The sequence below is a fragment of the Vibrio sp. B183 genome, assembly GCF_000740665.1.
Lineage (GTDB): Bacteria > Pseudomonadota > Gammaproteobacteria > Enterobacterales > Vibrionaceae > Vibrio > Vibrio coralliilyticus.
Genome location: NZ_JPQB01000026.1, coordinates 77,255 through 90,593 on the forward strand (window position 1 = coordinate 77,255; position 13,339 = coordinate 90,593).

Here is a 13,339-nt window from a genome sequence, read left to right on the forward strand (position 1 = left end):
GGTAGGGAATGCCAGAGTTAATACGATTACAAACCCCTGACTTTGAGTTTTCGGTTTGGGCGAATGATATTAGCCAGCGGTTGAGCGTGCATCAGAATACAATTGCGCACAGGGCGAGCGCTAATCATGCACAACCTAGCTACGAATTGCGCTTTGCGCCTGCGGCGCAGCTGAGCAATGCTATTGAACCGCAAGGGCTAGTTGCAGATGGCTTAGGCAAAAGTGCGTTAGATGAAAGTGACTTAGCCGAAAATGACCTTGTTGCCAATGGCTTAGCGAAACACGCTGAGCTGACATTAAATTATCCGCTGTTTTTTGAGAATACTCAGTACCAGTTTGAGTGGGTCTTTTTTAGTGAAGTAACTAATGCGCGGTTAACTCATCGCAGCCAAAGCGTGAATGAGGCATTTCGTTTTGCCCCCGAAGTAAAAACCGCAAGGGGCGTGGTGCCCGCACGTTTAACCGGCACCATCAATACCGGCAATGATGTGGGCTGGTTACGGTTGCCACTTACCTTTGAACACAATGGCAACACACAGACTCAGCATATTGCCTTTGAAGTGTTGCCAACCAAAATGGCACTGCACCAAGACTTGCCCGCCATGTATCAAGCCATTGATAAGGTTTACCCCCTTTGGCGCTTTAGCTTGGTAGAAAAAACAGAACAAGACGCAGCAACTAGCCAACAACGCGGGCATTTTCCACTCATGTGGTTGGCTAATTTTGCCGCGTTACGGGAGCGCTTTGAGCAAGGCTTAAAAGTGATTTGTGCCGCACCCCATAGCCGCTTGCAACCCACAGTGGCCAACATAAAAGCGGCCAAATTAAAAGGCCGCCTGTCCCATAAGTTAGCCGAGCAAGTCAAGCAAGACTTTGCGAATGGTCAGTACGATAAACGCTACGCAGTCGAAAAAAAGCAACTGAGTGTGGATACCCCTGAAAATCGCTTTATCAAAATGGCGGTGCGTAAAAGCAAGCGGCAATTAGCGGAGTTTGAACAAAAGCTTAGGCAAAGTAACCAAGCGCCAGAACGGCAACGGTTGTCAGATTCATTTTTAAATGAGCTACATAGTTGGCAACAACCGCTGCAAAAAGTGTTAGGTCAGAGTTTTTTAAAAGAGGTGGGTACATACACAGGGTTAAACCGCGAGTCGTTAGTGCTACAGCAAAAAACCGGTTACAGCGCGGTGTATCGTATTTGGCAGGAGCTGAAATTTTATTTAGATGTGTTTGGCAATCAGTCGAGCATTTCAATGAAGTCGGTGGCTGAGATTTACGAAGTGTGGTGCTTTTTGTGTTTGAAACAGATTTTAGAGCAGGATCTTGGCTTTGAATTGGTGGAAAACAGTGCGACTAATCTCGCCCAAAATGACTTTTTTGAGTACCAACTAAAAGATGGGTTTGCCGGTGCCTTTCGTTTTAAACGCAGTGATGGTGTGACTGCTAGGCTGGCACACGAGCCTAAATTTACCAAAAAAGGAAAATCAATCCGCTCGTACTTGGTTAACCAAGAGCCGGATATTGTGTTGGAAGTGACACTGCCTAAAAGCGCCCATTTAACAAAACCAGACTCATCAGAAGAAAAGCAGTTTATTTGGCTGTTTGATGCCAAGTACCGTATTAAAACCGAGAAAAACCGCTTTGATGACAGTAATGAAGATATTGAAAGTACGGATTACGTACCAGACGATGCTATCAACCAAATGCATCGTTATCGGGATGCACTGATTCGCCTATCAGAACCTCACGATTCTAAATCACCATCAAGTGGAAACGCTGGCCAATCTCCTAAGAAAAGCCGTCCTGTTTTTGGTGCGTTTGCTTTATACCCAGGCTTTTTTGATCAAGCCACAAAAACCAACCCCTACGCAGCCGCGATAGAAGAGGTGGGTATTGGCGCATTTGCCCTGTTACCTAGCCAAAATAGGCCAAGCCAAAACGAACTTCCTATTCAGACTAAGAGCAGTTATTCCGGTCACCAGTGGTTGCTAGAGTTCTTGCAAGCTCAAATTGGCACTGCGCCAAATGCACAAACAGGACTGGGCAATGAAGTTATTTACCCTGTGGCTGGCATGGCGGAAAGGCTCTACGTACAAGACGCTGCACGCATACCTTATTACGGCATGCGCCAAGTACTGTACCCTGATTTGACGATGACCGTGGCATTAGGTGGGCAACGTGGCCGAGATAATGGCTACTTTGAAAAATTTGAGCAAGGCACAGCGCTGTGGTATCACCTGCCGCAAAGCACGTTTTTGCAGAAATTTAAGCAACATATTGCCGAGGAAGTTCGCTATTTAGCGTTGGCGTCTACCTCAGACAATCAAAGTTCAACCAAGCAAATTGACAAGCTCTGGCCAGTTAAACGAGTCACAGTGTTACCACGCTATGCCATTACTGAAGAACAATCGGGTAAGAAGTCAGGTTCTGCTGATTTGTATTATTTATTTGAGCTTGGCAAACCTCTATCACTGCAAACGCCAGTGACCAATGTGCCGCATCGGCCAATGAAAAACTCGATGAAACTCACAACCTTAACGCGCCTAGAGAGCGTCACTAAGTTTACCGAGGTTGAAAAAGTGTACGAAGCGGCAATGGTGTGAGCTAGTTTTATCAATTATGCAGAAGGTAAAGTGAGTGACTGGTTCGGCCTGAGCGCCATAGACGCTTTTTATGGCAAAGGAAAGCCGCTACACCGACGAATTTAGTAAACGCCCCGTGGGGTCATGGGGCGTTTACTGAGTAACAACAGTTCTATTCGGTCAACGTTTGCTTGTTTTGCATGCGATATGCTGCAAGATGAGCATTAAGAACTTCAGCGTAGGTAGACGATTTTCCCATCGCTGTGTTTGGCTATGTTAATAAAGTGACTCGCATCGGAAGTTTTGGGCGCTGACTAAAGCAGTTTCAATACTTATAGTTATTCATAAATTACTAATTTATTATGGCCGCTGGCATATTTCGTCCATAAGTTGGCTGTATAGGGCGATTAAGTCACGCTACTAAATCAAAATTGTCAGATCATGTATGAGTCCGCACATTTGAAAAGAGGATGCCACTGGCATCCTCTTTTTTTTTGCTTATGTCTAAATGACAATATGATTCTTAACCAGACCGGTGACTTTTTCCAGTGCTTCTTTGCGCTCTTCCAAGTAGTCATATCGATCATAGATACCTTCAACACCTTTCAGCTTGTGATTTAAACAGCGCTCTGCGATATGGCTAGGAACTTTTACCGAAGCGAGTAGGCTGCGGCAGGTGCGGCGTAGATCGTGAACCGCAAAATGTTTGATATCGCCCATTTTATTTGGTGGTTGTACCTTACGACCGGGCTCTCGACCAAATAGCTTTGAAATAGCTCTGTTCAGTGTGTCTTTGCCCATGTGAGGTACTTTGCTTTCCCTTCTGTTTGGGAAGACGTACTCCGAACGACAAGCTCGCATATGCAGTTCTTTAAACCACTCTACGCACAGCTCCGGAAGCGGAATAGTGAAACCTGTCCCTGATTTGCTTCGCTCCGCTGGTAGGTGCCATAAAGCATTATCTAGATCGAACTCAGTCCACTTTGCTTCTGTTAGCTCTGATTTACGAACGCCAAGACAAAGAAGCAGAGCACAAGCTAGGTAGTTGTCTCGATTGAAGCTATAAATGTTTTGGTTGAAGACGGAAAAAACATGTTTAATCTCTTCAAGCTCTAAGACCCGATCTCGGCTCTCTTCAATGCCACCAGCATCATAGTTAGAAAATGCTAGTGCAGGGTTAGACTCAATAACACCAATCTTCATACCGTGTTTAAAAAGCTGCTTACAATACATTAGCGTGTCGTTAGCTGTGGTTGGACGGCCACTGTCAGCGACTATTTGGATGATGTTACGGATATCTAAAGGTGTGACACGTTTCAACGTGTATTGACCAATTTGCGGAGAGATCTCTTTCTGGTAGATACGCTTAGGTATATTGGGGTGCTTGAGCCTTTTGGATAGCTCCTTGTACCAGTCTTCGAAGAGATCATCGATTATTTGTATATCAGCTTGCTTACTCCGTTTTCTTTCTGCAATTGGGTTAATCCCTTCGCTGATTTGCTTTCGAAGCTCAGATGCTTTCAACCTTGCATCTGCAAGAGAAAGTTCATCGACCTTGCCAATAGTCACCTCCTTTCTTTTCTTAAAAAGGGTGTACCTTAGCATCCAGTATGGTCGACCTACTCTAGGAATCATTAGATAGAAACCATCACCATCGGCATGCCGACCTGTTTTTTGGTCTTTTACTATCGCCTTAACTTGGTTGACGGTGAGATTACCCATCTCTATCTCCTTGAATTTATAGCTCTAATCGAAGTTATCATTACATCACCCTCCATAAGTGGGGAGTATATTGTGATATTTATACTACGGTGGGGAGTAAATAGCAAAGTGCTACCCACAATACTCCCCGTTTGTTCGTGGCTGTTGATGAATTTAATGGATGTGTATGGATGATAACAACAAAAAAAAGCCCTTATTAATAAGGGCTTTGTGGAAGTGTGTGGAGTAGAGGGGAATCTATTCTATATTTTGGATCTGCTCGCGCATTTGCTCAATCAGAACTTTGAGTTCAACGCCAGATGCGGTGATGTCAGTGCTGATAGACTTAGATGCGAGCGTGTTCGATTCACGGTTGAACTCTTGCATCATAAAGTCGAGACGACGACCACAAGCGCCACCTTTTTTCAGGATATTGGTCGCTTCTTTAACGTGAGAGTCCAAGCGGTCCAGCTCTTCTGCTACGTCTGACTTTTGCGCTAATAAGATCAGCTCTTGTTCAACTCGTGAAGGGTCAAGTTCCACTTTGGCTTCTTCAAATTTGGCAAATAGGCGCTCACGTTGCCAATCGAGAATTTCAGGCATGCGAGCACGAACTTTGACCACTTCGTCAGTAATCGCTGATAAACGCTGTTCAATCAGCGCTTTCATGTTTTCGCCTTCACGGCCACGGGCTTCGATAAATTCGCTTACCGCTTGGTCAAAAGCCGCCAACAAATCTTTATTGACCGCATCCATGTCCTGCTCAGAAGTTTCCATCACACCCGGCCAGTTCATGATCTGGAATGGGTTAAGTCGGCTTTCGTCGCCTGTCATCTTCATCACTTGGCTAGCAGCGTTGATCACTTGTTGTGCCAAACCTTCATTAATGCTCAGCTCGCCTTTTGCTGCTGGGTTAGCTTCAAAACGCAATGCACATTCCACTTTACCGCGTGCTAGGCGCTTGCGAAAACGCTCACGAAGAACGGGCTCTAAACCTCGGAACTGTTCCGGCAGGCGGAAGTAGGTTTCCAAGTAACGTTGGTTCACACTGCGGATTTCCCAAACAGCGGTACCCCAATCGCCTTTCACTTCTTTACGTGCATAGGCGGTCATACTGTAGATCATCGAATTTTCCTATTTCATCATCTTTGAAAATAACGCGTTGCAATAGTAGCAGAATGCACGAGATTTGGAACGTAACGCAGATGGGATGCTTTCCCGATATCCCGCTTTCTGCTAGAATCCTGCTCCAACCAAATTCGTCTCCCCCTCTCGTTAGGTAGATAACTAAGGTAGATGCCCATGCGTCCAAATGACCGTCAGGCGGATCAAATTCGCCCAATCAAAATCACTCGTAATTACACGGCTTACGCTGAAGGCTCAGTTTTAGTGGAATTCGGCAATACAAAAGTATTGTGTAATGCGACCGTTGAAGAGAACGTGCCACGTTGGCTAAAAGGTCAGGGCAAAGGCTGGGTGACGGCTGAATACGGCATGTTGCCACGTTCAACGCATTCACGTATGCGTCGTGAAGCGGCAAGTGGTAAACAGGGCGGTCGTACCATGGAAATCCAACGCCTGATTGCACGTAGCCTTCGTGCCGTGGTTGACCTAGAAGCGATGGGTGAGATTATGGTGACTGTAGACTGTGACGTGATTCAGGCTGATGGCGGTACACGTACTGCATCGATTTCAGGCGCAAGCGTGGCAATGGCCGATGCGTTCCAGCACCTAATTGAGAACGGTAAGCTGAAGAAAAACCCGATGAAAGGCCATGTTGCTGCCGTTTCAGTCGGCATCCTAGGTGAAGACGTATTGTGTGACCTAGAGTATGTCGAAGACTCTGCCGCTGACACGGATATGAATGTTGTCATGACGGAAGATGGCCGCATGATTGAAGTTCAAGGTACCGCAGAAGGCGAACCGTTCACCCATGCTGAGCTGATGAAGTTATTGGAGTCGGCGACCAAAGGGATCACCGAGATTGTAGCGGCGCAGAAGGCGGCGTTAGAAAATTAATTTTTGTTAAATAGCTTCCCTAAAAAGGAAGCTATTTTTTTATCAAGACTTGGCTCCGGCGAAGTTTTGACCTGTTTATAAACCGTCTAGAAAACTAGACCTTTTATTTAGAGAGAAAGTGATGAAAGCATACCAGCGTGAATTTATTGAGTTTGCACTAGAGAAAGAAGTACTGAAGTTTGGTGAGTTTACTTTAAAGTCAGGTCGTAAGAGCCCGTATTTCTTTAACGCTGGTCTTTTCAACACGGGTCGAGATTTGGCGCGTCTGGGTCGATTCTATGCCGCTGCGCTGGCAGATTCTGGCATCGAGTTCGATGTTTTGTTTGGCCCAGCATACAAAGGGATTCCAATTGCGACGACCACAGCCGTTGCCTTGGCGGATCATCACGAGATTGACACGCCATACTGCTTTAACCGCAAAGAAGCGAAAGATCACGGCGAAGGCGGAAATCTGGTCGGCAGTGCGCTGGAAGGCCGTATTATGTTGGTTGATGATGTGATTACCGCGGGTACCGCAATCCGTGAGTCGATGGAAATCATCAAGGCAAACGGTGCAGATTTGGCTGGTGTATTGGTGGCGATTGACCGTCAGGAAAAAGGCAAAGGTGAGTTGTCTGCGATTCAAGAAGTCGAGCGTGACTTTGGCTGTGCAGTGATTTCCATTGTTAGCTTGGGTGACTTAGTGACTTATCTTGAAGAGAAAGGTAATGCGACCGAGCACCTTGAAGCGGTGAAAGCTTATCGAGCTGAGTACGGCATCTAGCAGAGCACTATAGAAGAGGTTTAGCCACAGTCAGTAACTAGTGTCTGAACCTCGAGCTGCAAATGTTAAAAAGGGTTGATGCTGATGCATCAACCCTTTTTGCTTCTTGTCTCTCGCGAGCTTTTATTGCCTTAGTGAGAGTTATCGTAGATTTCGCTCCCGTCGCGCTGCGTTTTCAATAACGACAGGTTCCACATGTATTGTTCAGGATGCGGTCTGACCAAGTCTTCGATCGCTTGGTTCATTGCTCGCGCATCGGCTTCTTCATCGCCTGTCGGGAAGTTTTCCAAGGCTGGCAGAATGTGTACTTCGTACTTGCCTGATTTGTCGTTGTAAGCAGGTAAAACCGGAATCACCTTGGCTTTTGATAGGCGAGCCATCTTGCCAAAGCCTTTTAGAGTCGCTTTCTCTGTACCAAAGAATGGGACAAATACCGAGTTGGCGGCGCCGAAGTCTTCGTCTGGTAGCCAGTAGCCAAGATACCCATCTTTAATCGAGCGTACAAAAGGTTTTACCCCCGCTTCACGAGCAAAGATACGACCGCCATATTGCATGCGCTGTACTTGCATCAGCCAGTCGCCGATTGGGTTGCGCTGCGGCTTCATGATGGTGGTGACTTTATAGCCCTTTGCAGCCAGCATTACCGCTGGGTAATCAACTGCCCAAGCGTGAGGTGCTAAGATGATCACTTTCTCCCCTGCATCGAGCAGCGGTAAGATGTTCTCTTCGCCGATCATGACACCACGATCTTGGTTGTGCTTGGTAGAACGTACCAGAAACTCAGAGTAGCCAAACAGGTACTGAGCTGCCTTAACAAAAGTCTCTTCCAGAATATCCTGACGCTCTTGGTCTGACTTTTCAGGAAAACAGTACTTTAGGTTCACTCGTGCACGACGTACAACACGACCATTTTTGCGTACCACAAATACAGACAGTTTTCGCGCCAAGCTATCGCGCCAGCGGTATGGAATAAAGGCCAACAAGGCGGCAAATAAAATGCCCAGCCACGTCCCCCAGTGTTTAGGGTGTAAAAATGCCCACTCAAAGGTTGGGTTATGCAAATGTTTATCGATGCTATTTTTATCGTTGTTGCTCATTGAAAGCAGCACCTATGTTATTGATATCTTGAGTTAGTAAGAGAGTGGTCTGGCAGCGATTTGAATCGCTTGTGTAACCACATCCACTGTTCCGGAGCGCGCATGATAATCTCTTCGACGAATTTATTCATGTAGGCAGCGGCCGCAGTTTCATCTTTTTGCGGAAAATCTTGGTCGATAGACTTGTCGGCCATGATTTCATATTTACCGTTTTGATTACGGAATCCAGAACCTGGCACGATGGCACTCTTACTAGTGTAAGCAAGGATGCTGGTTCCTGTTGTTGTACAAGCTTCTTCGACAGCAAAGAAAGGCACGAACACAGATTTATTATGGCCGTAGTCCTGATCTGGTAGGTAGAACAGGCGATGGCCTTGGCGTAAAACGCGCACCATCTGTTTAAGATCACGACGATAGATGAGTTGGTTGCCGTTACGTGTGCGTCCTCTATATTGGATGAATTCGTAAGCAGGGTTTGTGTGGGGGCGGTAAGCGCCGTATCCAGGTAAACCTAGTACACCAAATGCACGAGCGGTAATTTCTAAGTTCAGCGCATGCACACAACAGAGCAGCACACCCTTACCTTCATCGTTGAGCCGCTGTAGCTCTTTGATATCTTTCGCAATCAAAATACGCTTGAAACGCCAAGTCGGCCAAAACCAAGTAATGCCCGTTTCGATCAAAGCCATACCGGTGTTTTTGAAGTTCTCTACGACCATGCGGTCGACTTCTTTGGCTTCCATCTCAGGAAAAGCCATCTCAAGGTTACGCTTGGCGATTTTGACTCGGGATTTTCCTAACTTCATACCCAACGCACCGATACCTCGGCCGATTTTAAGCAGTAATGCATAAGGCAGAAGGTTGACGGTCAGGGCCAGTAAACCAAACCCAAACCATACGCCCCAATATTTAGGGTGGAGTAGGGCTGGAGTAAACTTAGGCTTTTCGATGATATTTTTTTTGCTCATAGTGATTACTTAATCTGTGCACTCAACAGTGACCAGTATTCTTCAAAGTTGGCGGTCGGTTGATATTTAAAGTCTGAGCGTACGAAACGGTTCAAGCTGCCTTCTACTTGCCCAAGAAGCTGAGCGGCCAGAATGGTTTCGTCCACAGGGAAGGACTTACCTTCTCTGAGCTTACGTTCACGCAGAATTTGACGAATAGACGTTTCAATGCGTTCAAACAGTTGATTGATGCGCTCTCTCAGTCGCTCATTCTCAAACATAAGTGCGTGTCCAGAAAGGATACGCGTAAGCCCAGGGTTACGTTCAGCAAAGGCCAGAATCAGTTGCAACACCAGACGAATGCGGGTCAGGGTATCTTTTTCTTCATCCAGTATACGGTTGATGCGCGACATCAAGGATTCTTCAATGAACTCGATCAAGCCTTCAAACATGCGAGCTTTGCTCGGGAAATGTCGATATAGCGCCGCTTCTGATACGCCGACGCGTTTCGCTAGCTTGGCGGTGGTGATGCGAGAACCACCATCGTTAGATTCGAGCATTTGTGCGAGTGCTTGTAAGATTTCTTCCCGGCGGTTGCTTTTTCTTGTTCCGGCCATGAACGTGTTCCTTTTGTTACCACTGATGATGCCCATAGACACAGGCATTCGCCCAACTTAGCAGGCTAAGACGGGCGGAATAGACGAATTTCTGATTGTTAGAATAGCGACTTAATTGTCTAACTTTGCGGCGATAATTGTAAGTATCTGCTTCGCAATTTGTTGTTTTGATGCAAGGGTAAGTGATTGCTCACCATCTTTCCAGTATAGGTTAATCGCATTGTCGTTGCTGTTGAAGCCTTGTCCTTCTACTGAGACATCGTTGGCGCAAATCATATCGAGATTTTTCTTGGTCAGCTTAGTTCGAGCGTAATGTTCTACATCCTGAGTTTCCGCGGCAAAACCAACGGTAAACGGGCGTTGTTGAGTCATACCGGCCACTGAAGCGACAATATCAGGGTTTTTGACCATAGTGATGGTCATTTGTTCGCTGTCATCCGTCTTCTTAATTTTCTGCTCTGAAATTGCTTGTGGGCGATAATCCGCCACGGCTGCACAGCTGATGAAAACATCATGCTCACCAGCCTTGTCCATTACGGCGTTATACATATCTTCTGCGCTCGCCACATCAATGCGCTGCGAACCAGCTGGCGTTTTAAGATTCACCGGGCCTGCGACTAACGTGACCGTTGCACCGAGTTGAGTCGCCGCTTCCGCTAATGAGAAGCCCATTTTTCCTGAGCTGTGGTTAGTGATGTAACGTACTGGGTCGATGGCTTCACGGGTTGGCCCGGCAGAAATCAATACTGATTTACCTTTGAGAGGTTTGTCGCCCCAGAATTGTTCGCACAATCCCACCAGTTGCATTGGCTCTAACATTCGGCCAGGGCCGACATCGCCACAGGCCTGTTCACCGGCTGCTGGCCCCCAGATATGCATGCCACGTCGCTCTAGCGTCGCAATGTTCTCTTGTGTTGCTTGATTGCGGTACATCTGTTGGTTCATGGCTGGAGACACTGCAATTGGAGCATCGGTCGCAAGAACCAGTGTGGTGAGTAAATCATTGCCCATGCCCGCTGCCATGCGTGCAATCAGATCGGCGGTGGCTGGCGCAAGTAAGACCAAATCCGCCCATTTAGCCAGCTCAATATGGCCCATAGAGGCTTCTGCCGCCGGATCCAATAAGCTATCGGAGACTGGACGTCCGGAGACCGCCTGCATTGTCAGTGGTGTAATGAATTCTTTTGCGGCTTTAGTCATAACAATCTGAACTTCAGCGCCACGTTCAATCAGACGACGCGTCAGGTCGGCACATTTATAAGCGGCAATACCACCACCGATACCAAGTAGGATCTTTTTGCCCGCGAGTGTTTGCATGATGATCATCCTTAAAAAATACTGCGAGTAGATTACCACGCAGCCAATAGAGACTCTAGAAATGGAAAGTGTTGTTGCAGATTCCGTACGCTTTTGCCTTTCTCTTTAATGCTTCTTTATATACCTATCATTTGCAGAAAATCTTTCACTGCGACGAAGATAATTCTTTTGCTCGCCAGTGAGTGAATAAGAAAGTTTAAGCTAATACCACCCTATTTATTGTCTCAAGGATAAGTGTTTGCATGTTGCCTAGAGAGTCCATGCCAAGAGAAAAACTGCTCAGCCGAGGCCCACAATCGCTCACCGATGCGGAGCTGTTAGCGATTTTTCTTCGCACTGGTACGCAAGGCATGAATGTACTCCAGTTATCGGACAAACTGCTTAAGGATCTCGGTTCGCTACGCCGCTTATTTGCGGCGAGCAAAGAGGAGTTCTGTCAGCACAAAGGGCTGGGAGAAGCCAAATATGTCCAGCTGCAAGCCGTGCTTGAGATGACACAGCGCTACCTAAGTGAAACCTTACAACGTGGCGAAGCGTTAATCAGCCCTCAGCAGACCAAGCTTTATCTTTCTAGCATTTTGCGTGATCGCCAGCGGGAAGCTTTCTATATATTGTTTCTTGATAACCAACATCGGGTAATCAAGGATGAAGTGATGTTTGAAGGAACCATAGACGCCGCGTCTGTTTATCCCCGAGAGGTAGTGAAGCGGGCATTGGAGCATAATGCAGCGGCTTTGATTCTTGCTCATAATCATCCGTCTGGGGTGGCAGAACCGAGTCAGGCTGATCGCAGAATCACCCAGCGTATCAGTGATGCGCTGGCTTTGGTCGACATTCGAGTTCTCGACCATTTTGTGGTTGGAGATGGCGATGTAATTTCCTTCGCTGAGCGTGGATGGATTTAAATCACATTATTTGTTGTGAGTTGCGCGAATTCTGCTACAATCCCCCGACATTTTTTGAACTATTATCAGCTCTGCCTAAAAAAGATCACGAAAACCTTGAAAAAGGATCTGTTCGGGTCTTGAGCAATGCTAGTCAAGTTAGTATAATGCGCGACCTTTGATAGCCTTGTATGGGTTTCCATAGCGGTATAAGACCTCAAACTTCTATATTTAGAAACTGAGAGGTTCGGCCACCAAGGTTGATATCGAGCTGAAACGATTTTGGAGAAGACATTCATGTCACGAGTATGCCAAGTAACTGGTAAGCGTCCAGTAACGGGTAACAACCGTTCACACGCACGCAATGCTACTAAGCGTCGTTTTCTGCCGAACCTACAAACTCATCGTTTCTGGGTAGAGAGCGAAAAACGTTTTGTTAAACTACGTCTATCTGCTAAAGGTATGCGTATCATCGATAAGAAGGGCATCGATGCTGTTCTTGTTGACATTCGCGCAAACGGCGAAAACGTTTAAGAGGAAATAGGCAATGGCAAAGAAAGGCGTACGTGAGAAAATCCGTCTAGTATCTTCTGCAGGTACTGGTCACTTCTACACTACTGATAAGAACAAACGTAACATGCCAGGCAAATTTGAGATCAAAAAGTTTGATCCAGTTGTTCGCCAGCACGTTATGTACAAAGAAGCTAAAATCAAGTAATTGATTTCTTCTTTGAAGCTTCTTAAACAGAAGTCTGAATTAGAAACCCAGCGTTCTCGCTGGGTTTTTTATTACCTGAAATTCCCAAAAGGCGTCACAGTCTAGACTATCTCGGCTCATTTCCCTCTTTCCTGTTTTCTGCTACCTTTTCTTATAGTTACCTACAGGGAAATCAAAGTTCATGCGTGTTTCTACTTCACGGCGTCGTCGCTGGAACAACATCATGATATTGGGCATCATCGCTTTTATCGCGATCCTCAATTTGCCGACTATCATCAAAACCTATTTGATTGATGACGAGCCGGTCGCTGAAGTTAGTCCTTACCCCTATTTGCTCAATCCGTCGGCGGAGTTGAAAGCACTGCATTTTTCTGACTGGTCACTGGAGCACTTGAACGGTGAGTGGAGTTTGACGAAGCAAAGTAGTCTTTCACCACAGGAGCTAGTTGAACGCTGGTCGGGCTTAGTTGGGACCGAAGTTGATCAGGACACTTTTGATGGATTGAAGCCTCAATTGACCTCACCACAGACGATTGAAGTTTGGTATCGCGATCAAGAAGAGCCTCAAAGGATCACCTTCTATCAAACACCACAATTCTGGTTGTTGAAAAACTGGCAGGATCAATGGATAGCAGTTTCAGTTGCTCCAGAATATCTGCTACCTTAAACGCCCTGAGTTATTAATTGCCATACC

At 46.4% G+C, this 13,339-nt stretch carries 13 protein-coding genes; 7 read left to right on the plus strand and 6 right to left on the minus strand.

Annotation, left to right across the window (positions count from 1 at the left end; genetic code table 11):
- The first annotated feature begins 8 nt into the window (after positions 1-8).
- Positions 9-2,603 (plus strand): restriction endonuclease-like protein, encoded by a 2,595-nt coding sequence (locus tag IX95_RS22335; RefSeq protein ID WP_038164150.1) that lies wholly within the window; start codon positions 9-11, stop codon positions 2,601-2,603.
- A 483-nt stretch (positions 2,604-3,086) separates the two neighbouring features.
- On the opposite strand, the gene IX95_RS22340 is transcribed toward IX95_RS22335, so the two are convergent.
- Together IX95_RS22340 and IX95_RS22345 are read right to left on the minus strand one after the other, a co-directional pair.
- Positions 3,087-4,304: a tyrosine-type recombinase/integrase gene (locus IX95_RS22340; RefSeq protein ID WP_038164152.1), complete on the minus strand. Its 1,218-nt coding sequence runs from the start codon at positions 4,302-4,304 to the stop codon at positions 3,087-3,089.
- A 237-nt stretch (positions 4,305-4,541) separates the two neighbouring features.
- On the minus strand, positions 4,542-5,408 hold the full coding sequence (locus IX95_RS22345; protein WP_006963409.1) for a YicC/YloC family endoribonuclease: 867 nt from the start codon (positions 5,406-5,408) through the stop codon (positions 4,542-4,544).
- Between the two features lie 177 nt (positions 5,409-5,585).
- Between IX95_RS22345 and rph the strand changes: the two genes are divergently transcribed.
- Positions 5,586-6,302 (plus strand): ribonuclease PH, encoded by a 717-nt coding sequence (rph, locus tag IX95_RS22350; protein ID WP_006963408.1) that lies wholly within the window; start codon positions 5,586-5,588, stop codon positions 6,300-6,302.
- A gap of 121 nt (positions 6,303-6,423) precedes the next feature.
- Positions 6,424-7,065: an orotate phosphoribosyltransferase gene (gene pyrE / locus IX95_RS22355; RefSeq protein ID WP_006963407.1), complete on the plus strand. Its 642-nt coding sequence runs from the start codon at positions 6,424-6,426 to the stop codon at positions 7,063-7,065.
- Positions 7,066-7,196: 131 nt separating this feature from the next.
- Here the strand turns inward: pyrE and lpxM are convergent, their stop codons facing one another.
- From lpxM to coaBC, 4 genes are all read right to left on the minus strand, one after another.
- Positions 7,197-8,162: a lauroyl-Kdo(2)-lipid IV(A) myristoyltransferase gene (lpxM, locus tag IX95_RS22360; protein ID WP_019276584.1), complete on the minus strand. Its 966-nt coding sequence runs from the start codon at positions 8,160-8,162 to the stop codon at positions 7,197-7,199.
- A 17-nt stretch (positions 8,163-8,179) separates the two neighbouring features.
- Positions 8,180-9,130, minus strand: a complete 951-nt coding sequence (locus tag IX95_RS22365; protein WP_038164156.1) for a Kdo(2)-lipid IV(A) acyltransferase — start codon at positions 9,128-9,130, stop codon at positions 8,180-8,182.
- Positions 9,131-9,135: 5 nt separating this feature from the next.
- Positions 9,136-9,726, minus strand: coding sequence for a nucleoid occlusion factor SlmA (gene slmA, locus IX95_RS22370; RefSeq protein WP_006963404.1), 591 nt, complete (start codon positions 9,724-9,726; stop codon positions 9,136-9,138).
- A 111-nt stretch (positions 9,727-9,837) separates the two neighbouring features.
- The gene (gene coaBC, locus IX95_RS22375; protein WP_038164159.1) at positions 9,838-11,043 is read right to left on the minus strand and encodes a bifunctional phosphopantothenoylcysteine decarboxylase/phosphopantothenate--cysteine ligase CoaBC; all 1,206 of its coding nucleotides are present in this window, start codon (positions 11,041-11,043) and stop codon (positions 9,838-9,840) included.
- A gap of 230 nt (positions 11,044-11,273) precedes the next feature.
- On the opposite strand from coaBC, the gene radC reads away from it, so the two are divergent.
- From radC to IX95_RS22395, 4 genes are all read left to right on the plus strand, one after another.
- Complete coding sequence (gene radC, locus IX95_RS22380) at positions 11,274-11,948, plus strand: RadC family protein (RefSeq protein ID WP_038164161.1); 675 nt, start codon at positions 11,274-11,276, stop codon at positions 11,946-11,948.
- Positions 11,949-12,224: 276 nt separating this feature from the next.
- Positions 12,225-12,461 carry a 50S ribosomal protein L28 gene (gene rpmB, locus IX95_RS22385; RefSeq protein WP_004410867.1) on the plus strand — a complete coding sequence of 79 codons (237 nt, stop codon included), beginning with the start codon at positions 12,225-12,227 and terminating at the stop codon, positions 12,459-12,461.
- Positions 12,462-12,474: 13 nt separating this feature from the next.
- Positions 12,475-12,645 carry a 50S ribosomal protein L33 gene (rpmG, locus tag IX95_RS22390; RefSeq protein WP_004410866.1) on the plus strand — a complete coding sequence of 57 codons (171 nt, stop codon included), beginning with the start codon at positions 12,475-12,477 and terminating at the stop codon, positions 12,643-12,645.
- A gap of 181 nt (positions 12,646-12,826) precedes the next feature.
- Positions 12,827-13,312 (plus strand): hypothetical protein, encoded by a 486-nt coding sequence (locus IX95_RS22395; RefSeq protein WP_019276580.1) that lies wholly within the window; start codon positions 12,827-12,829, stop codon positions 13,310-13,312.
- Positions 13,313-13,339 lie beyond the last annotated feature (27 nt).

Excerpts from the sequence above, each read along its gene's own strand:
- coaBC (WP_038164159.1), bottom strand. The coding sequence starts at position 11,043 with ATGCAAACACTCGCGGGCAAAAAGATCCTACTTGGTATCGGTGGTGGT.
- IX95_RS22335 (WP_038164150.1), top strand. The coding sequence starts at position 9 with ATGCCAGAGTTAATACGATTACAAACCCCTGACTTTGAGTTTTCGGTT.
- IX95_RS22395 (WP_019276580.1), top strand. The coding sequence starts at position 12,827 with ATGCGTGTTTCTACTTCACGGCGTCGTCGCTGGAACAACATCATGATA.
- lpxM (WP_019276584.1), bottom strand. The coding sequence starts at position 8,162 with ATGAGCAACAACGATAAAAATAGCATCGATAAACATTTGCATAACCCA.
- rpmB (WP_004410867.1), top strand. The coding sequence starts at position 12,225 with ATGTCACGAGTATGCCAAGTAACTGGTAAGCGTCCAGTAACGGGTAAC.
- IX95_RS22340 (WP_038164152.1), bottom strand. The coding sequence starts at position 4,304 with ATGGGTAATCTCACCGTCAACCAAGTTAAGGCGATAGTAAAAGACCAA.
- IX95_RS22345 (WP_006963409.1), bottom strand. The coding sequence starts at position 5,408 with ATGATCTACAGTATGACCGCCTATGCACGTAAAGAAGTGAAAGGCGAT.
- slmA (WP_006963404.1), bottom strand. The coding sequence starts at position 9,726 with ATGGCCGGAACAAGAAAAAGCAACCGCCGGGAAGAAATCTTACAAGCA.
- rpmG (WP_004410866.1), top strand. The coding sequence starts at position 12,475 with ATGGCAAAGAAAGGCGTACGTGAGAAAATCCGTCTAGTATCTTCTGCA.
- pyrE (WP_006963407.1), top strand. The coding sequence starts at position 6,424 with ATGAAAGCATACCAGCGTGAATTTATTGAGTTTGCACTAGAGAAAGAA.
- rph (WP_006963408.1), top strand. The coding sequence starts at position 5,586 with ATGCGTCCAAATGACCGTCAGGCGGATCAAATTCGCCCAATCAAAATC.
- IX95_RS22365 (WP_038164156.1), bottom strand. The coding sequence starts at position 9,130 with ATGAGCAAAAAAAATATCATCGAAAAGCCTAAGTTTACTCCAGCCCTA.